Here is a 17,136-nt window from a genome sequence, read left to right as displayed (position 1 = left end):
CCGATCCCATGAAAATCCTTGTCATCGGCGCAGGTGGCCGCGAGCACGCCCTGGCCTGGAAGCTGGCGCAATCGCCACGCGTGGGCGAGGTGCTGGTCGCGCCGGGCAACGCCGGCACCGCCACCGAGGCCAAGTGCCGCAACGTGGCGGTGAAGGTCACCGACATCGCCGGGCTGCTGAAACTGGCGCAGGACGAGACCGTGGCCCTGACCGTGGTCGGCCCGGAAGTACCGCTGGTGGCCGGCGTGGTCGATACCTTCCGCGCCGCGGGCCTGCGCATCTTCGGGCCGACCGCCGCCGCCGCGCAGCTGGAAGGCAGCAAGGCGTTCGCCAAGGATTTCCTCGCCCGCCACGGCATTCCCACCGCGTTCTACGCGGTGCACACCGAAGTGGAGCCGGCGCTGGCCTACCTGCGCGAGAAGGGTGCGCCGATCGTGGTCAAGGCCGATGGCCTGGCCGCGGGCAAGGGCGTGATCGTGGCGATGACCCTGGCCGAGGCCGAGGACGCCGTGCGCGACATGCTCGGCGGCAACGCGTTTGGCGATGCCGGCGCGCGCGTGGTGATCGAGGAATTCCTCGACGGCGAGGAAGCCAGCTTCATCTCCATGGTCGATGGCGCCACCGCACTGCCAATGGCGACCTCGCAGGATCACAAGCGCGTGGGCGACGGCGACACCGGCCCCAACACCGGCGGCATGGGCGCGTATTCGCCGGCCCCGGTGGTCACCGCCGAAGTGCATGACCGCGTGATGCGCGAGGTGGTCAACCCGACCGTGCAGGGCATGATCAAAGACGGCGTGCCGTTCACCGGCTTCCTGTATGCCGGGCTGATGATCGACGCGGCCGGCGCGCCGAAGGTGATCGAATTCAACGTGCGCTTTGGCGACCCGGAAACCCAGCCGGTAATGCTGCGCCTGCAGTCGGATCTGGTCGACCTGCTCGAGGCCGCCCTCGACGGCAAGCTGCACGACACCACCGCGCAGTGGGACGAGCGCCCGAGCCTGGGCGTGGTGATGGCCGCCAGGCCGTATCCGGAAACCCCGATCACCGGCGATGTCATCACCGGCTTGGCCGATGTTCCCGCCAACGCCAAGGTCTTCCATGCCGGCACCGCACTGGACGCCGACGGCAACGTCATCAGCGCCGGCGGCCGCGTGCTATGCGTGGCCGCACTGGGCAACAGCGTGGCCGATGCCCAGGCCAATGCTTACGCCGGCGTGGCCAAGGTCAGCTGGACCAACGAGTTCCACCGCAACGACATTGGCTGGCGTGCCATCGCCCGCGAGGGGCTCCCGGTGTAAACGCAGCGGCCGGTCTTGCTACTCGTGCAACGCCGGCGGCAAACGCTTCGGGGGGCAGACTTACCATGCGCACATGCCGCGAAGCACCGCCGGCCCCGCAATAATGCGGTTTCCTTCCCAACCTGCCGCACATGTCCGTCCTTGAATCCCGCTTGAGCCAGTTGTGGGCCCACGAGAAGGCCAGCTACGGCCTGCGTGTGTTCATCGCCCTGTCCACGCTGATGGCGGTGTGCTGGTACCGCGGCGACCTGCAACCGCTGCCGGCGCTGTTCCTGGGCACGATTGCCAGTGCGATTGCCGAAACCGATGACAACGGCTGGGGCCGCAGCAAGTCGGTGACGCTGTCGTTGCTGTGCTTCTGCCTGGCCGGCGCGGCGATGATCCGGTTGTATCCGTATCCGGTGCTGTTCATTGCCAGCCTGGCGCTGGCCGCCTTCGCGCTGACCCTGCTCGGCGCCCTGGGCGAGCGCTACGCCTCCATCGGCCAGGCCACGGTGACCCTGGCCATCTACACCATGCCCGCCTTGCAGCCGCATCCGGCCGGCGGCAGCGACCCGGCCTGGCATTACCTGCTGCAGCTGCTGATCGGCGCGGCCTGGTATGGGGCGCTGTCGATCCTGTGGACGCTGATGTTCGCCAACCGCCCGGTGCGCGAGCGGCTGGCGCAGCTGTTCACCGAACTGGGCCAGTACCTGCAACTGAAGGCGGACCTGTTCGAGCCGGTGCGGCAGGGCGACCAGGATGCCCGCCGGCTGGCCCTGGCCGAGCAGAACGTGCGCGTGGTGGCCGCCCTCAACGCCGCCAAGACCGCGATCCTCAGCCGCTTCGGCCGTTCCGGCCGGCCGGGTGTGCAGTCGGGGCTGTACTTCCGCCTGTATTACATGGCGCAGGATTTCCACGAGCGCGCCAGCTCCTCGCACTACCCGTACGAAGCCCTGATCGAGACGTTCTTCCACAGCGACGTGCTGTACCGCTGCCGGCGCCTGCTGTCGCTGCAGGGCAAGGCCTGCACCGCACTGGGCAGCGCCATCCGCCAGCGACAGCCGTTCGACTACGGCGAACACACGCGCATGGCCAGCCTTGATCTGGCGCGGTCGTTGCAGCACCTGCGCGCGCAGGGCCAGCCTTGATCTGGCGCGGTCGTTGCAGCACCGGCGCGCGCAGGGCAAACCGGAATGGCCGCGGCTGCTGGGTTCGTTGCAGCTGCTGGCCGACAACCTGGCGCGTATCGAACGCCAGCTGTCCGAAGCGGCGCTGGCCGACACCCCGCTGGACAACATGGATACCCGCCTGCGCGACTCCTCGCCGCACACGTTCAAGGAAATGGCCACGCGCCTGCGCCAGCAGCTGACTCCCGGTTCACTGCTGTTCCGCCACGGCCTGCGCATCGCCATCGCGCTGGTCGTCGGCTGGACGCTGCTCAAGCTGATCCAGCCGGAAAACGGCTACTGGATCCTGCTGACCACCGTGTTCGTATGCCGCCCCAACTACGGTGCCACCCGGCTGCGGCTGGTGCAGCGCATTGCCGGCACCCTGCTCGGCCTGGGCGTGACCTGGGCGCTGATGCAGCTGTTCCCCGGTACCGAACTGCAACTGCTGCTGGCGCTGGCCGCCGCCCTGCTGTTCTTTGTCACCCGCACCGATCGCTACGTGCTGGCAACCGCCGCCATGACGCTGATGGCGCTGTTGTGTTTCAACCTGATCGGCAACGGTTACGTGCTGATCTGGCCGCGTCTGCTCGACACCCTGATCGGCTGCGCGATTGCCGCGGCCGCCTCGTTGCTGATCCTGCCCGACTGGCAGGGCCGGCGCCTGCATCTGGTGACGGCCAACGTGATCACCAGCAGCGTGCGCTATCTGGAGGAAGTGCTGGGCCAGTACCGCGGCGGCATGCGCGATGACCTGGCCTACCGTATCGCCCGGCGCGACATGCACAACGCCGATGCCGCACTGTCGGTGGCGCTGGCCAACATGCTGCGCGAGCCCGGCTATGCGCGCGGCAACCTCGATGCCGGCTTCCGTTTCCTGGCGCTGTCCAACACCCTGCTCGGCTATCTGTCGGCACTCGGCGCGCATCGCCCGCGGCTGGCGGGCGTCCCGGAGGACGGTCTGATCGAGCGCGGCCAGGCGCGCCTGCAACAGCAACTGCAACAGCTCGGCCAAGCGTTGACCACGCGCACGCCGCTGCCGCTGGCCGAGAGCGAACACGAAGCCCTGGCCGACACCCTGGAGCAGGTGCCCGACGATATCGATGACCCGCAGCGGCTGGTACGCACCCAGCTGGCCCTGATGTTGCGGCTGGTGCCCCAACTGCGCCGGGCCGCCAATGCGCTGGTGCGGGTACCGGCCTCCGCCGCGGCGCCGGCAAGGGCCTGAGCAGGCCTGCTCCATCGATGCGTGCGACGCACCGCCATGACCCGACGGTCTGCTAGGCTGCGGCGCACTACAAGGAGCACCGATGTCCGCGCACAACCAGTTCGCCCTGCTGCGGCAGCGCCGCTTCCTGCCGTTCTTCATCGTCCAGGCACTGGGTGCGTTCAACGACAACGTGTACCGCCAGGCGATCATCGGCCTGCTGTTCTATCTGGGCGTCAGCACCGAAGAGCGCTCGCTGTACACCACGCTGGCGCCGGCGATCTTCATCGCCCCCTACTTCCTGTTCTCCGCCCTGGCCGGGCAGATCGCCGAGAAGCTGGAAAAGCAGCGCCTGATCGTGATCACCACCACGATGGAAATCGTGATCATGTCGCTGGCCGCGATCGGCTTTTTGACCCAGAGCATGCCGGTGCTGCTGTTGGCGCTGTTCGCCACCGGCGTGCAATCGACCCTGTTCGGGCCGGTGAAATATTCGGTGCTGCCCTCGATCCTCAAGCCCGAAGAACTGACCGGCGGCAATGGCCTGGTCGAAATGGGCACCTCGATCTCGATCCTCAGCGGCATGATGCTCGGCGGGCTGATCTTCCAGGTCGCCGGCAGCTACGGCCCGGCCACGGCGGCGGCAACCGTGATCGCACTGGCGGTGGCCGGCAATGCCGTCGCGCGGCTGATTCCGCGAGTGGATGCCGGCGCGCCGGAGTTGAAGATCAACTGGAATCCGCTGCCCGAATCGCTGGCCGTGTTGCGCATGGCCAAAAAGCAGATCGCGGTGCGCAACGCCATCCTCGGCGTGTCCTGGTTCTGGTTCGTGGGCACCCTGCTGACCTCGCAGCTGCCGACCTACGCCGAAGTGAACCTGGGCGGCGGTTCGACCCTGTACCTGTTCGCGCTGGCGCTGTTTTCCCTTGGCACCGGCACCGGCTCGCTGCTGTGCGAGAAGCTGTCCGGGCGCATCGTCGAGATCGGCCTGGTGCCGCTGGGGTCGATCGGCATGACCGCCTTCATGCTGGATCTGTATTTCGCCCGCCCCGACGCCCCGCTGGCGGCCGGGCTGGATGTGGCCGGCTTCCTGCGGCAGCCCGGCAGTGGGCGCATCGTCATCGACCTGCTCGGCATCGGCCTGTTCACCGGCGTCTTCGTGGTGCCGCTGTTCGCGTTGATCCAGAGCCGCACGCCGAAGTCGGAGATGTCGCGCGTGTTCGCCGCGCTGAACATCCAGAACTCCGGCTTCATCGTGCTGGCGGCCGCCTGCGGGCTGGTGGCGCAGCGCGTGCTCGGCTGGAGCATTCCGCAGCTGTTCCTGGCGCTGGCCATCGCCAACGCGCTGGTGGCGCTGTGGATCTTCACCCTGGTGCCGGAATTCCTGATGCGCTTCCTCAGCTGGATCATGGTGCATGCGCTGTACCGGCTGCGCGTGCACGGGGTGGAGGCGCACGTGCCCGACGAAGGCGCGGCGTTGATCGTGTGCAACCACGTCAGCTACATGGATGCGCTGATCCTGTCGGCCACCATCCCGCGGCCGGTGCGCTTCGTGATGTATTACAGGATCTTCAATATCCCGGTGCTGCGCTGGATCTTCCGCACCGCCAGGGCGATCCCGATCGCCAGCCCCAAAGAGGACGCCGCGCTGATGCAGCGCGCCTTCGACGAAGTGGATGCCGCGCTGGCCGCCGGCGAGCTGGTCTGCATCTTCCCCGAGGGCGCCTTGAGTGTCGATGGCAGCATCGCGCCGTTCAAACCGGGCGTGGAGAAAATTCTCGCGCGGCGCCCGGTGCCGGTGGTGCCGATGGCCCTGCGGGGCATGTGGGCCAGCATGTGGAGCCGCCGCGACACCCGGCTCGGGCGCATGCGCGTGCCGCGGCGTTTCCGCGCCCATATCCAGGTCGCTGCCGCGCCCGCCGTGGATGGCGCCAGTACCGGTGCCACGCAACTGGAAGCACAGGTAAGCGGCTTGCGCGGCGAAGAGGCCTGAAAAATCGCCTTTGCAGATGGCAGACAACTGGCTACGCTGATGCCAGACGCATGGCAGGGGGAAACCTCCGTGCACACACTGCGCAAGGGGATCCATGGACAACGCCGTACCGCCGCTGCCGGTCATGCCGCCTGCGCCGCCTGCCGCTCCGCAGCAGGTGCACCACCACTACCACCCGCACAAATCCGGCGGTACCGCCGCGGTGCTGGAGGTGGTTCCGGGCCTGTTCCAGATCTTCGGCATTGGCCATCTGTACGCCGGCAACGTCGCCACCGGCCTGCTTTTCATGTTTGGCTACTGGGCCCTGGCGCTGGTCAATTTCCTGCTGTGCTTCGTGTTCATCGGCTTCATCACCTGGCCGCTGTGCTGGATCGCCACCATGATCCTTTCGCCGGTGGTCGCCGCCCGTTCCTGCACGTCCCGCTGAAATTCCTCACTCACCCCCGGAGATCTCCATGAGCAGCGTTCCACCCCTGAACACCGACACGGCCCCGGCGATCATTCCCAACCACCTGGCCTGGGCAATCATCGCCACGGTGCTCGCCACCTGTCTGTGCTGCCCGCTGGGTCTGGTCGGCATTGTTGCCATCGTGTTCTCCAGCAAGGTGAACTCCCTGTTGGCACAGGACGATGTCGCTGGCGCCCAGCGCGCGTCCAACAACGCCAAGACCTGGTGCTGGGTTGCCACCGCACTGGCCGTCGTCGGCCTGCTGCTCAACATTGTGCTGTTCGCCACCGGCGGCATGGCCGAGTATCTGCAGATGATGCAGAAATACCAGTAAGCCCCTTGCCGCTGTTGCTTAACACCAGCCACAAACTGCTGCTGGCCGGGACTGCACTGGCGGTTCCGGCCGGTGTTTTGCTGCTGTGGTCGTTCGATCCCAATGCCGCCGGCAACCCGTTTCCGCCGTGCATGTTCCACGCCTTCACCGGCTATTACTGCATCGGTTGCGGCCTCACCCGCGCCCTGCATGCGCTGCTCCACGGCGACCTGTTGCGCGCCTTCGCCCTGAATCCGCTGGGCCTGATCACGCTGGGGCTGATCCCGCTGATGACACTCAGTTCGGCCGGCTGGCAACCCCGTTGGCTGCAGCCGCTGATGGGGATCGTGATGGAGCCGAAACTGTGGCTGGTGCTGCTGCCCGCCTACTGGATAGCCCGCAACCTGCCGTGGTTTCCGTTCACGCTACTGGCACCAGGGTGACGATCCGGCGAGGGCATTGCCTGCACGCGCGGCAATCCGCATGCAGGTTTGCCCCTGGGCAGGGCGCAGGGCCCCCGCGCCCTGTGTTGGTACCCTGCTCACGCCTGGCTGAATACCGCTTGCCGGCGGTGCTACGGGATTTCGCCCGGATCAGCTGACCCAGCCGGCAATGATCAGCAGCGCCAGCACCACCAGCCACAGCAGCAGCATCCGCCAGATCAGGCTCATCGCATCGCGCAATTCGGGCAGCGGCAGATCGGCCGGAACCATTCCGACCTGACGGTACTCGTCGGCCTCGGCCCGCAGCTCGGCGCCGACGCTGGCTTTGCCGACCGCCCCCAGAAATCCGCTCGACAGCGCCCAGCGGCCGCCCTCCGCCGTGCGCCAGGCGGTGAACACGGTGTCGAAGTTCCCTGCCAGGGCCATCGACAGCACCATCAGCTGGGCGACCGGCCACTCCAGCAGCGCCAATGCCGTCCCGGCTCCGCGGCGGCTGTCGGTCGGCAGCAGCGCGGCGAACGGGCCTTCGGCCACCAGCGCCAGCAGCCGGTACAGCACCGCGCCCAGCGGCCCGAGCAACAGGAACCAGAACATCGGCGCGAACCAGCGCCGCATCGCATTGAACAGCGTGGCTTCGGCCAGCGATGCCACATCCGCGTGCACACTGCCGCCGGCCGCCTGCAGATGGGCGACCGCCGCACGGCGTGCGGTGGCATCGTCGGCATCGATCACCGCCTCCACATCGCGATCCAGATCGCGCGGGCCCCAGCACAGCACCAGGACCAGCACGCCAAAGCACAGCGCCGGCAAGCCGAACAGACGGCCGTGCAGCGCCCATTGCAGCAGTGCGACCAGCGCCACGACCGGCAGCACGGCCAGTGCCGCGCCATAGCGCCCGCGCCAGACCGCGGCCACGCCGGTACGCGCATCCAGCCAGCGCACCCAGTCGCCATACCAGTGGTAATTGCGTATTGCCCCTATCGCCGCGGGTACCAGGTGGCCCAGCACCAGTGCAACAATCACTGCGACCAGAGTCGTGAACATGTGATCCCCTCCTGCCCGCGATTGTAGGCGCTGACGACGCGGCCGACCCGCTGTCGGGGCCTGGCCTGTAAAAAATCCACCTCAGCGGCGATGGCGCTGGTACCAGTGCCCGATCAACGTCCGCGCGATGGAGATCTTCGGCGGCAGCAAAAAGCCGGCGCCATCGTCGGTGTGCTCGCGCCGCATCGCCGCGGCCACCTCGTCGGGCGTGAACCAGCGCGCGTCTTCCAGCTCGCCATCCACGGTCGGCACATCGTCCTCGGCACTGGCACAGAAACCGAGCATCAGCGCGCCGGGGAACGGCCAGGGCTGGGTGCCCACATACTGGCAGTGGCGTACCCGCACCCGGGTTTCCTCGAACACCTCGCGGGTCACGGTCTGCTCCAGCGATTCGCCCGGTTCGACGAACCCGGCCAGCACCGAATAGCGGCGCGCGGCCCAGTTGGATTGTCGGCCCAGCAACAGGCGCCCGTTGTTCTCGACCGCGACGATCACCGCCGGGTCCACCCGCGGATAGTGTTCGGTGGCGCACTGCGCGCACTGGCCAATGAAACCGGCACGGGCAAAGGCGATCGCGCCGCCGCAGACCCCGCAGAAGCGGTTGCGCGAATGCCAGTAGGACATGCCGCGCGCGTAGCAGAACAGGCTGGAGTCGGCGGCGGACCAGGAGACGGCGGCTTGCCGCAGGTCGACCCGTTGGGGCGCCTGCACCACCACGGTGGCCGCTTCCATCGAAAAACAGCCGCGGCCGTCGCGCACCCCCAGGAACGTGGCCGTGCCCGGTCCACCGCCCACCTGCGCTCCGGTCAGCGGCAGCGGCAGGCCCTGCGCATCGGCGAACGCGGTGCCGTCGGCGTCCAGCACCAGAATCCGCGCCTGCGGCCAGAGCCGGGCCAAGGCCTCGGGGTCATTGCGCAGCGCATCGGCGCGATCAAGCGGTTCGCCCACAAAGGCGTAACCGGGGGATTCCATCGGAAGATTCGACATCGGCCAAAGCGTGCCGGCAAAGCCCCGCTGCCGCAAGCGGCGCGGGGGTGGTGGATCAGACCGTGAAGCTGCTGCCGCACCCGCACGTGGTACGCGCATTGGGGTTGCGGATGACGAACTGGGCCCCGGTCAGGCTTTCGCTGTAATCCACTTCGGCACCCATCAGGTATTGCAGGCTCAGCGGATCGACCAGCAGGGTGACCCCGGCGGTTTCCACCGCCAGATCGTCATCGGCCCGGTTCTCATCGAATTCGAAGCCGTACTGGAAGCCGGAACAGCCGCCCCCCTGGATATAGACCCGCAGCGCCAGCGCGGCATTGCCTTCGTCCTGGATCAGTTCACGCACCTTGGCCGCCGCGGCGCCGGTGAAATTCAGCGGACGGTCCAGGGACTGGTAATCGGGCGCGGCGGGGGCGCCGGGCAGGGAAACTAGCGTACTCATGGGTCCAGCATGGGGGCGACAGGCACCCGATTCAAGCATTGGCGGCCTGCAGCGGGCGCGGTTCCTTGGGTTTCTGGTTCTGCGCCCCCGCCGCCGGCAGCGACGCCACGGCGGCGGCGTGGATCAGGCGCCCGGTCAGCTGCGCACCGGCGCTCATTTCCACCACCTGGTAGTGCACATTGCCGGCGACCCGCGCGCTGGGGGTCAGCTCGATCCGCTCGCTGGCGTGCACGTCCCCTTCCATGCGCCCGCTCAGCACCACCACCGCGGCCCGCACTTCGCCCTCGATATGGCCCTGCTCGGCCAGGGTCAGCGTTGCATTGCTGCCCTCCTCGGCAATCACCTTGCCCAGGATGCGACCTTCCACATACAGCCCGCCGCTGAACACCACGTCGCCGCGGATCACCACTTGCGGACCGATCAGCGCATCGACGACGAGATGGCCGTCACGGCCGGATTTTTTTCCGAACATTGTCATTCCCCTCTGCCGTTGCCGGCGAGTTTCCAATCGAAATTCTGGGTGGTGGCTCCCCCCGAGCCGGACAGAGAGACTCGCACACGTTGCGGGGTGAAATCCTTGGGCAGCATCACGCTGCCGCTGAGCTGCTGGAAATAGCGGAAGGAATAATCCTGGCCCGGCACCGTCTTGCGCTGGTGCAGCTCATCCCAGCTGACCGTGGTCAGCTTGCCATGTTTCACCCCTTCCACCGAAAAACGCATCTGCCCCTGGCTGATCGCGCCGCGGTTGAGGTTCTGGGTCAGCACCACGCTGTAATGCCAGGTGCCGGCAGCTTCGGGAGAAAACTCCACCGAATGCGCGTTGAGCCCCTTGCGCTGGCTGGTCGCGCCCACCAGCCGTTCATAGAACGCCACATCGGCACGCAGACCGGCGATTTCCTCGTCGCGTTCGGCCAGCGAGGCCTGCACTTCGGTGTTGGCGGCGCGGCTGATGCGGTCCGAAGCGGCCAGGGTGGCCTGGCGTTGCTTGAGGTCCTCGATCTGGCCTTTCTGCTCGGCCAGTTGGCGCTCGGCTTGACGCAGCTTCGCGCCCATCGCCCCCACATCCGGGGCGGCGAAACGGGTGGCAAACAGCCAGACCAGCAGCAATGACAGCAGCCACGGCACGGCGACGACGGCCACCCACCAGTGGCGATTGCGCTGCGCGCCCTTGAGGGTGACCTGGAAACGCGAGGGTCGATGGTTCATGGCGGCGATCCGGCGCTTCGTCTGTGGGACGGCAGCGCCACGGCTCCGGAAGAAACGACGCGATAGTGTAAGCCAGCCCGGCAGCCGCACCGCCGCGGGCCCGGAACTGGCAATCAGCACCGGCATGCTCGATAGTTGGGCCCTGTGCGCAGCGTCCCTGCAGAACCCGGCGGCCATGACTGAAGCCCACCTGTTCGTAATCGGCATCCTGCTGGCATGGCTGGCGGGCATCCGCGTCTATTTCACCGTGTTCGGGGTGGGCCTGGCCGGGCTGCTGGGCTGGGTCGACCTGCCACCGGCACTGCAGGCCACGCAATCGGGGTGGGTGCTGGGCACGTCCGGGGCGCTGGCGCTGACCGAGTTCTTTGCCGACAAGATTCCCGGGGTGGATTCGATCTGGGATCTGCTGCAGACCCTGGCGCGGGTACCGGCCGGTGCGTTCCTGGCCGCCGCGACGCTGTCACCCGACGGCCAGCTGGGGCCAGGGGTACTGGCGGCCGGCGCCGGCGTCGCGCTAGCCAGTCACGGCCTCAAATCCGGCACCCGCGCCCTGCTCAACACTTCGCCCGAACCGGCCAGCAACTGGATCGCCTCACTGGCTGAAGACGGCCTGGTGGTCGCGGGCCTGGCCCTGGCGCTGGCCCACCCGTGGCTGGCGCTGGTGCTCGTGGTGGGTGCCAGCGTGGCGGGTGCGCTGCTGGTGTGGCTGGTCTGGCGCCTGATGTGGCGCGGCCTGCGCCGCCTGTTTGCCGGCCCGCGCGCGCCGGTCGCCGCATCGGGGCAGTCGCTGCCGCCCTAGGCTTCATCGCATAATCCAACGCCTACGGGGAGTACCGATGGCCACCAACGACAATTCCACCCAGTCCGCCCGTGCGGTGCGCGCGGAAACGCCGCCGCCGCGCTACTGGCAACGCTGGGCCAACAACAGTGCCGCCGACGCCGGATCGGCGCAGGCGGTGATCGCCGCGGTGGAAGCCTCCGCAGCCCGCGCGCCGACGCCCTCTGCGGGCGACCCCGCGCAGACACCCGCCGCCGAATCGCCCTACCGGGTACTGATCGTCGAGGATGACCGTTCGCAGGCGCTGTTCGCGCAGAGCGTGCTGCATGGTGCCGGCATGCAGGCCATCGTGCAGATGGAAGCCGAAGGCGTGCAGCAGGCGATCGTCGAGCACCGCCCGGACCTGATCCTGATGGATCTGCACATGCCCGGCCTCGACGGCATGCGCCTGACCGCGTTGATCCGGCAGCAGCCGCAGCAGCAACTGCTGCCGATCGTGTTCCTGACCGGCGACCCCGATCCGGAACGCCAGTTCGAGGTGCTCGACAGCGGTGCCGACGATTTCCTCACCAAGCCGATCCGCCCGCGCCATCTGGTGGCGGCGGTGTCCAACCGTATCCGCCGCTCACGCCAGCAGGCGCTCAGCAGCGGCAGCGCTGCGCCGGCGTTGAGCAATCCGGAGACCGGCCTGCCGACCCGCCACCACATCATGCAGCAGCTCGGCGCCGCCCTGGCCGAGGGCGCAACGGGCGGGCTGATGTTCATCGAGATCGCCAGCGCCCTGGGGCTGCGCGAGCGCTATGGCTACGCGGCGTTCGAGCGTTTGATGATGCAGGCCGGGCGGCGCCTGGCCGAAGTCGCAACACCGCACCTGCTGGCCCGGCTGAATGACAACAGCTTCCTGCTGCTGGCCCGCGGCGCCGACGAGGACGCGCTTGAGCCGCTGGCCCGTGCGGTCCGCGAAGGCCTGTCCGCACAGCCACTGAGCGCCCGCGAGGAAGAACCGGTGCATCTGCGCTGCGCGATCGGCTATGCGCGGCTCTCGCTGGGCTTCAGTGATGCCGGCAGCGCACTGGAAGCGGTGGAGCGCACCACCTTGCAGGCCCGCCTGCTGCCCGAGGGAGCCGCCGCCTACCAGACCCGCGCGGACACCACCACCCGGGAACACCTCGCCCTGCTGGAAGGGCACCTGGAGCTGGCCTACCAGCCGATCGTGGCCGTGGCCGGCGGCGATACCGCGCAGTACCAGGTGCTGCTGCGCCTGCGCCAGAACGACGGCACCCTGCTCTCCGCCGGCCAGGTGATTCCGGCGGCCGAAGCGGCCGGCCGCATCGTCGATCTCGACCAGCAGGTACTGGACCATTCGCTGGGCCTGCTCAACCTGTACCAGCATTCGATCCCGCCGATGCGGCTGTTTGTCTCGCAATCGCTGCGCACGCTGGCGCGCGACGCCTTTGCCGAGTGGTTGCTCAACGCGCTGGCCGAACGCCAGGTGGCCGGCAGTTCGCTGGTGATCGACGTCCGCCTGCCCGATGCACTGGTGCACGCGGTCACCCTGCAGCAGTTCTGCGCCCGGCTGATGCCGGCCGGAGTGCAGTTCTGCCTGAGCCAGTTCGAACCGGGCGATGAAGCCAATGCGCTGCTCACGCAGTTGCCGCTGGGCTTCATCCGCATGGCTGGCCGCTTCGCCGGCAGCCACGCCAGCCCGGCCCTGCGCGATGAGCTGCGCGGCGCCATCGACGTGGCCCACCGCGCCGGCCTGCAGATCATCGGACAACAGATCGAGGACCCGCAGGCGGCCGCCGCGATGTGGATGGGTGGCGTCGACTTCATCCAGGGCAACATGGTGCAGTCGGTGGGCAGTGAACTGAACTTCGACTTCCAGAGCGCGGTTCTGTAGGCATGCCGCCAGAGCCGCGTGCATTGCTGCCCGCACGGATCGCCACCGCTGCCGCCGTGCTCGCCGCCCTGGGCAGCGGCTGGGCCTGGTGGCAGACCGGGTCGCCCTGGCCGCTGGTGGCGATGCTGGGCGCGCTGGTGGCCACCGCCGCCGGCATCCTGGCCATGCAGGCCACTCGACACCTGGCGAACCGATGCGATACGCGTGAGGCGAACATCCAGCGCCTGCAACGCGAATGCGAGCTGCTGCAACAGGAAAAGCGGCGCCACGACAAGCTTGAACAGCAGTTGCTGCAGGCCAAACAGAGCGCCGAGGCGGCGATGCTGGCCAAGGGCGAATTCCTGGCCACGATGAGTCACGAGATCCGCACGCCGCTCAACGGCATCATCCCGATGCTGGAGTTGATCGAGCAGGGCCGGCTCGACCCCGAACAACGCGAGATGCTGCATACCGCCGCCGAAAGCTCACGGCAGCTGTTCCGCATCGTCGACGACATCCTCGACTACTCCAAGCTGGAAGCCAAACGGCTGGAGCTGGAAATCACCACCTTCAACCTGCGCGAACTGCTCGATTCGATGCTGCAACTGATGCAGCGCTCGGCCGAGCACAAGGGCCTGCACCTGTCGCTGTCGATCGACCCGGCGGTGCGGCTGTCGGTGCGCGGCGACCCGGTGCGGCTGCGCCAGGTGCTCAGCAACCTGATCGTCAATGCGATCAAATTCACCGACCGCGGCGGCATCCAGATCCAGGTCCGGCGCCTGGGCGAAACCAACACCCAGCACCGGCTGCGCTTCGAAGTGCGCGACACCGGGATCGGCATCGACGACAGCCAGCAACAGCGGCTGTTCCACTCCTTCACCCAGGCCGACGCCTCCACCACCCGCCTGTATGGGGGGACCGGGCTTGGACTGGCAATCTGCAAGCGCATCATCGACCTGATGCACGGCCGCATCGGGGTCGAGTCGACGCCCGGTAGAGGGGCCACTTTCTGGTTTGAAATTGCGCTGCTCAAGGTCATTGGCGACCTGCGCCCACAAGAGCACCTGACCGCGCGCCGGGCATTGCTGGTCACCGCCGAGCCGCGCCTGCGCCAGCGGCTGGAATTGCTGCTGCCCAACTGGGGAATGTCCGTCCATTGCGTGGACACCGCACAGGAGGCTCTGGAACGGCTGCGCGCGTTCACCCCGCAGGACGGCAATCCACCAGCGTTCAGCATCGTCATCGGTGATCTGCAGTCGCTGCGCCACAGCGCCCATGCCCTGCACCGCGCCATTACCCGCACCGCAGGTGATCAGCCCGTCCGCCTGTTATGGCTGTACGGAGACGCGGCGGTCGCCGAGGAACTGCGCGCGGGCGCCGACCTGCTGCCCCGGCAATCGCCGGAAGCCGACCTGCGCAACCTGCTCACCACCGCACCGGGCGCCTGCCCGCCCCGCGACGTGGATGTAGACATGGCTGTGGACACAGCGGTGATCCCGCCCGCCAGCGTTGCCACCGGCCACACCGATGCCACCGCCGCCTTGACCGGGGCCCGCCTGCTGCTGGTCGAAGACAACCCCGTCAACCTGCTGGTGGCGCAAAAGCTGCTGGCGGTGATGGGCTGTCACGCCGACACCGCGACCAACGGCGAGATCGCCCTGGCAAAGATGGCGCAACAGAGCTATGAGCTGGTGTTGATGGATTGCCAGATGCCGGTGCTGGACGGCTATGCGGCCACCCGCCGCTGGCGCGAGGCCGAAGCACGCCTGGGCAGCGGGCGTACCCCGATCATCGCGATGACCGCCAACGCCATGGCCGGCGACCGGCAGCGCTGCCTGGATGCCGGCATGGACGACTATCTGTCCAAGCCGGTATCGCGCGAGCAGTTGCAGGCCTGCCTGCAGCGCTGGCGCGCGGACGCCAGCGGCGCCAATTCCGCACACGCGGCGCCAGTTGCCCCTCCGCTCACCGCGGCACAGGAAGAAACCAGTTCGCTGGCCACGCAGACCACCGCGCTGCCGGTACTGGACCAGGAAATACTGGACGAGCTGCAGGAAATCGCCGGAGCGGAGATCGCCCGCATCATCGGCTTGTTCCTCGATGACACGCCGGGATTGATCCTGCAGCTCCAGCAGGCTGCGCTGGTCCCGGACTTCGAGCAGCTGCGCGAACAGTCCCACATCCTCAAGTCATCCAGTGCCAACGTCGGTGCGCTGGCACTGTCGGCCGCGGCCCGCCGGGTCGAGCTGGGGGCCCGCGCCGGAACCCTCTACCAGCCTGCGGTAGCGGTAGCGCTGGTGATCGCCGAGTTCGCCCGCGCCCGCATCGCGCTCAATGGCTACCAGTCAAGCCTGACCAGCGACGCCGGCGCCTGATGCCGGCGCGTCCTCAGTCTTCGAGCTTGGTCAGCAGATAGTTCGGCTCGCCAATGCGTTCGATCAGGTCCAGCTGGGTTTCAAGCCAATCGATATGCTCTTCCTCGGACTCGAGGATCTTCACGAACAGCTGGCGGCTGACGTAGTCGCTGATGGAATCGGCATAGGCCACGGCTTCGCGCAACAGCGGCACCGCTTCGCTCTCCAGCGCAAGATCGCATTTCAGGATTTCCGTCGGGTTTTCGCCGATACGCAGCTTGCCCAGCGCCTGGAAATTCGGCAGACCTTCAAGGAACAGGATGCGATCGGAAAGCATGTCGGCATGCTTCATCTCCTCGATCGATTCCTTGTATTCGTGTTCGGCCAGCTCCTTCAAACCCCAGTTCTTCAGCATCTTGGCATGCAGGAAGTACTGGTTGATGGCGGTCAACTCGTTGTAGAGCGCCTTGTTGAGGAATTCGATGACCTTGGCGTCGCCTTTCATTGCGCTAGCTCCCGCAGTAAGAACAGGCGCACTTTACTCTTTCGCGGCGACCGCTGAGGGAACGCGAATCGTGATCATTGTCCTGATGCAGCGGAGGCTGACGCAGGCGGCCTCGTCACCGCACACTCACGCGGCCTGTGCCAATCCCAGCACCGGCAACGCCAGATCCCGGGTCATGCGCGCCTGTTCCAGCAAGCCCGAGGCCATCTCCAGACACGACCCGCAATTGGAGCCGCAACCGGTGCGCATGGTCAGTTCGGCCACGCTATGGCAGCCACTGAGGGCCGCTTCGCGGATCTGGTGGTCGGTAACCCCGTTGCAGATGCAGACGTACATAGGACGATGATCGTTGGCCGGTCGTGAGTGACCGGCCACTATTCAAACGCAAACGAGAATGGTTGTCAAACTCGTCTGTTAATCATTATTGATCTTTTTGGGCCAATTTCCACCTTGCCGCCGCGGACGCTTGCGCGGCCGTTCGTGGCCCACGCTGCTGCCCGGCAACCAGGCCTCCTGGGCGGCCGCCGGCATGGCCTGCACACCGCTCCCCGCGATCCCCCGGGCCAGCGGCGCCAGATGCCGCAGCGCGCGCGCATACACCCCACGCTTGAAGATGACCACATGCTCAACCGGGTACCAGAAATCCACCCAGCGCCAGTGGTCAAACTCCGGCGTGTCGGTCTGGTCAAGACTGACATGGGCCTCGTCGCCGGTAAGCCGCAACAGGAACCACACCTGCTTCTGGCCAATGCATACCTGCCGTTCGTTGCGACGGATCGCCCGTCCCGGCAGGCGATAGCGCAGCCACCCGGGCGTCGCCCCGAGCACTTCAACGTGCTCGGGCAACAGACCGGTTTCTTCCTGCAATTCGCGAAACATGGCTTCGACCGGCGTCTCGTCGGTATTCATCCCACCTTGCGGGAACTGCCAGCCATCCCGGCGCACCCGTCGTGCCCAGAACACCTGCCCGTCCTGCCGCATCAGCACAATGCCGACGTTCGGTCGATAGCCGTCCGGATCGATCACGATGCGGACTCCTGAAAAATCTACTGTCGAAGACTCTGACACGGCCGCGCCCGGGCCACAAG

16 protein-coding genes and 1 pseudogene are annotated in these 17,136 nt (G+C 67.3%); 9 read left to right on the top strand and 8 right to left on the bottom strand.

Translation table 11 applies throughout. The features are described 5' to 3' along the window. Nucleotides 1-8: 8 nt before the first annotated feature. The 6 genes and pseudogenes from purD (at nucleotide 9) to QZH66_RS07180 (ending at nucleotide 6,853) form a co-directional block, all read left to right on the top strand. Nucleotides 9-1,301 (top strand): phosphoribosylamine--glycine ligase, encoded by a 1,293-nt coding sequence (purD, locus tag QZH66_RS07205; RefSeq protein WP_305805268.1) that lies wholly within the window; start codon nucleotides 9-11, stop codon nucleotides 1,299-1,301. Between the two features lie 131 nt (nucleotides 1,302-1,432). Next, a pseudogene (yccS, locus tag QZH66_RS07200) lies at nucleotides 1,433-3,677 on the top strand (YccS family putative transporter). A gap of 82 nt (nucleotides 3,678-3,759) precedes the next feature. Next, nucleotides 3,760-5,649, top strand: a complete 1,890-nt coding sequence (locus QZH66_RS07195; RefSeq protein WP_305805267.1) for an MFS transporter — start codon at nucleotides 3,760-3,762, stop codon at nucleotides 5,647-5,649. Between the two features lie 94 nt (nucleotides 5,650-5,743). Beyond that, complete coding sequence (locus QZH66_RS07190; protein ID WP_305805266.1) at nucleotides 5,744-6,076, top strand: hypothetical protein; 333 nt, start codon at nucleotides 5,744-5,746, stop codon at nucleotides 6,074-6,076. A gap of 28 nt (nucleotides 6,077-6,104) precedes the next feature. After that, nucleotides 6,105-6,431 carry a CD225/dispanin family protein gene (locus QZH66_RS07185; RefSeq protein WP_305805265.1) on the top strand — a complete coding sequence of 109 codons (327 nt, stop codon included), beginning with the start codon at nucleotides 6,105-6,107 and terminating at the stop codon, nucleotides 6,429-6,431. Between the two features lie 11 nt (nucleotides 6,432-6,442). Further along, nucleotides 6,443-6,853, top strand: a complete 411-nt coding sequence (locus tag QZH66_RS07180; RefSeq protein ID WP_305805302.1) for a DUF2752 domain-containing protein — start codon at nucleotides 6,443-6,445, stop codon at nucleotides 6,851-6,853. 150 nt (nucleotides 6,854-7,003) lie between these two features. Here the strand turns inward: QZH66_RS07180 and ampE are convergent, their stop codons facing one another. The 5 genes from ampE to QZH66_RS07155 form a co-directional block, all read right to left on the bottom strand. Further along, complete coding sequence (gene ampE / locus QZH66_RS07175; RefSeq protein WP_305805264.1) at nucleotides 7,004-7,897, bottom strand: regulatory signaling modulator protein AmpE; 894 nt, start codon at nucleotides 7,895-7,897, stop codon at nucleotides 7,004-7,006. An 81-nt stretch (nucleotides 7,898-7,978) separates the two neighbouring features. Then, the gene (gene nudC, locus QZH66_RS07170; protein ID WP_305805263.1) at nucleotides 7,979-8,869 is read right to left on the bottom strand and encodes an NAD(+) diphosphatase; all 891 of its coding nucleotides are present in this window, start codon (nucleotides 8,867-8,869) and stop codon (nucleotides 7,979-7,981) included. A gap of 70 nt (nucleotides 8,870-8,939) precedes the next feature. Beyond that, nucleotides 8,940-9,326, bottom strand: coding sequence for an iron-sulfur cluster insertion protein ErpA (erpA, locus tag QZH66_RS07165; RefSeq protein WP_305805262.1), 387 nt, complete (start codon nucleotides 9,324-9,326; stop codon nucleotides 8,940-8,942). 31 nt (nucleotides 9,327-9,357) lie between these two features. After that, nucleotides 9,358-9,798 carry a polymer-forming cytoskeletal protein gene (locus tag QZH66_RS07160; RefSeq protein WP_305805261.1) on the bottom strand — a complete coding sequence of 147 codons (441 nt, stop codon included), beginning with the start codon at nucleotides 9,796-9,798 and terminating at the stop codon, nucleotides 9,358-9,360. 2 nt (nucleotides 9,799-9,800) lie between these two features. Then, nucleotides 9,801-10,532, bottom strand: a complete 732-nt coding sequence (locus QZH66_RS07155; protein ID WP_305805260.1) for a DUF6776 family protein — start codon at nucleotides 10,530-10,532, stop codon at nucleotides 9,801-9,803. A gap of 175 nt (nucleotides 10,533-10,707) precedes the next feature. Between QZH66_RS07155 and QZH66_RS07150 the strand changes: the two genes are divergently transcribed. From QZH66_RS07150 to QZH66_RS07140, 3 genes are read left to right on the top strand one after another with little or no spacing between them, the layout of a single operon-like run. Further along, on the top strand, nucleotides 10,708-11,331 hold the full coding sequence (locus QZH66_RS07150; RefSeq protein ID WP_305805259.1) for a DUF4126 domain-containing protein: 624 nt from the start codon (nucleotides 10,708-10,710) through the stop codon (nucleotides 11,329-11,331). 37 nt (nucleotides 11,332-11,368) lie between these two features. Then, on the top strand, nucleotides 11,369-13,210 hold the full coding sequence (locus QZH66_RS07145) for an EAL domain-containing response regulator (RefSeq protein WP_305805258.1): 1,842 nt from the start codon (nucleotides 11,369-11,371) through the stop codon (nucleotides 13,208-13,210). A 38-nt stretch (nucleotides 13,211-13,248) separates the two neighbouring features. Beyond that, the gene (locus QZH66_RS07140) at nucleotides 13,249-15,564 is read left to right on the top strand and encodes an ATP-binding protein (protein WP_305805301.1); all 2,316 of its coding nucleotides are present in this window, start codon (nucleotides 13,249-13,251) and stop codon (nucleotides 15,562-15,564) included. Between the two features lie 13 nt (nucleotides 15,565-15,577). On the opposite strand, the gene bfr is transcribed toward QZH66_RS07140, so the two are convergent. The 3 genes from bfr to QZH66_RS07125 all read right to left on the bottom strand — a co-directional run bounded on the left by bfr (nucleotide 15,578) and on the right by QZH66_RS07125 (nucleotide 17,074). Then, nucleotides 15,578-16,048 (bottom strand): bacterioferritin, encoded by a 471-nt coding sequence (gene bfr / locus QZH66_RS07135; protein ID WP_305805257.1) that lies wholly within the window; start codon nucleotides 16,046-16,048, stop codon nucleotides 15,578-15,580. 126 nt (nucleotides 16,049-16,174) lie between these two features. Next, a complete protein-coding gene (locus tag QZH66_RS07130; protein ID WP_305805256.1) occupies nucleotides 16,175-16,384 on the bottom strand; it encodes a (2Fe-2S)-binding protein in 210 nt (69 codons plus the stop codon). Between the two features lie 78 nt (nucleotides 16,385-16,462). Further along, nucleotides 16,463-17,074, bottom strand: coding sequence for an RNA pyrophosphohydrolase (locus QZH66_RS07125; RefSeq protein WP_305805255.1), 612 nt, complete (start codon nucleotides 17,072-17,074; stop codon nucleotides 16,463-16,465). Nucleotides 17,075-17,136: the final 62 nt, after the last annotated feature.

Origin of the sequence: Stenotrophomonas sp. YIM B06876, from assembly GCF_030711595.1 — a bacterium.
Lineage (GTDB): Bacteria > Pseudomonadota > Gammaproteobacteria > Xanthomonadales > Xanthomonadaceae > Stenotrophomonas.
This window is presented reverse-complemented; position numbering and strand designations above follow the sequence as displayed.

Bases quoted from the DNA above. Each gene is read 5' to 3' on its own strand.
- QZH66_RS07190 (WP_305805266.1), top strand. From the start codon at position 5,744: ATGGACAACGCCGTACCGCCGCTGCCGGTCATGCCGCCTGCGCCGCCT.
- QZH66_RS07145 (WP_305805258.1), top strand. From the start codon at position 11,369: ATGGCCACCAACGACAATTCCACCCAGTCCGCCCGTGCGGTGCGCGCG.
- QZH66_RS07195 (WP_305805267.1), top strand. From the start codon at position 3,760: ATGTCCGCGCACAACCAGTTCGCCCTGCTGCGGCAGCGCCGCTTCCTG.
- bfr (WP_305805257.1), bottom strand. From the start codon at position 16,048: ATGAAAGGCGACGCCAAGGTCATCGAATTCCTCAACAAGGCGCTCTAC.
- ampE (WP_305805264.1), bottom strand. From the start codon at position 7,897: ATGTTCACGACTCTGGTCGCAGTGATTGTTGCACTGGTGCTGGGCCAC.
- QZH66_RS07155 (WP_305805260.1), bottom strand. From the start codon at position 10,532: ATGAACCATCGACCCTCGCGTTTCCAGGTCACCCTCAAGGGCGCGCAG.
- purD (WP_305805268.1), top strand. From the start codon at position 9: ATGAAAATCCTTGTCATCGGCGCAGGTGGCCGCGAGCACGCCCTGGCC.
- QZH66_RS07130 (WP_305805256.1), bottom strand. From the start codon at position 16,384: ATGTACGTCTGCATCTGCAACGGGGTTACCGACCACCAGATCCGCGAA.
- nudC (WP_305805263.1), bottom strand. From the start codon at position 8,869: ATGGAATCCCCCGGTTACGCCTTTGTGGGCGAACCGCTTGATCGCGCC.
- QZH66_RS07160 (WP_305805261.1), bottom strand. From the start codon at position 9,798: ATGTTCGGAAAAAAATCCGGCCGTGACGGCCATCTCGTCGTCGATGCG.
- erpA (WP_305805262.1), bottom strand. From the start codon at position 9,326: ATGAGTACGCTAGTTTCCCTGCCCGGCGCCCCCGCCGCGCCCGATTAC.
- QZH66_RS07150 (WP_305805259.1), top strand. From the start codon at position 10,708: ATGACTGAAGCCCACCTGTTCGTAATCGGCATCCTGCTGGCATGGCTG.
- QZH66_RS07185 (WP_305805265.1), top strand. From the start codon at position 6,105: ATGAGCAGCGTTCCACCCCTGAACACCGACACGGCCCCGGCGATCATT.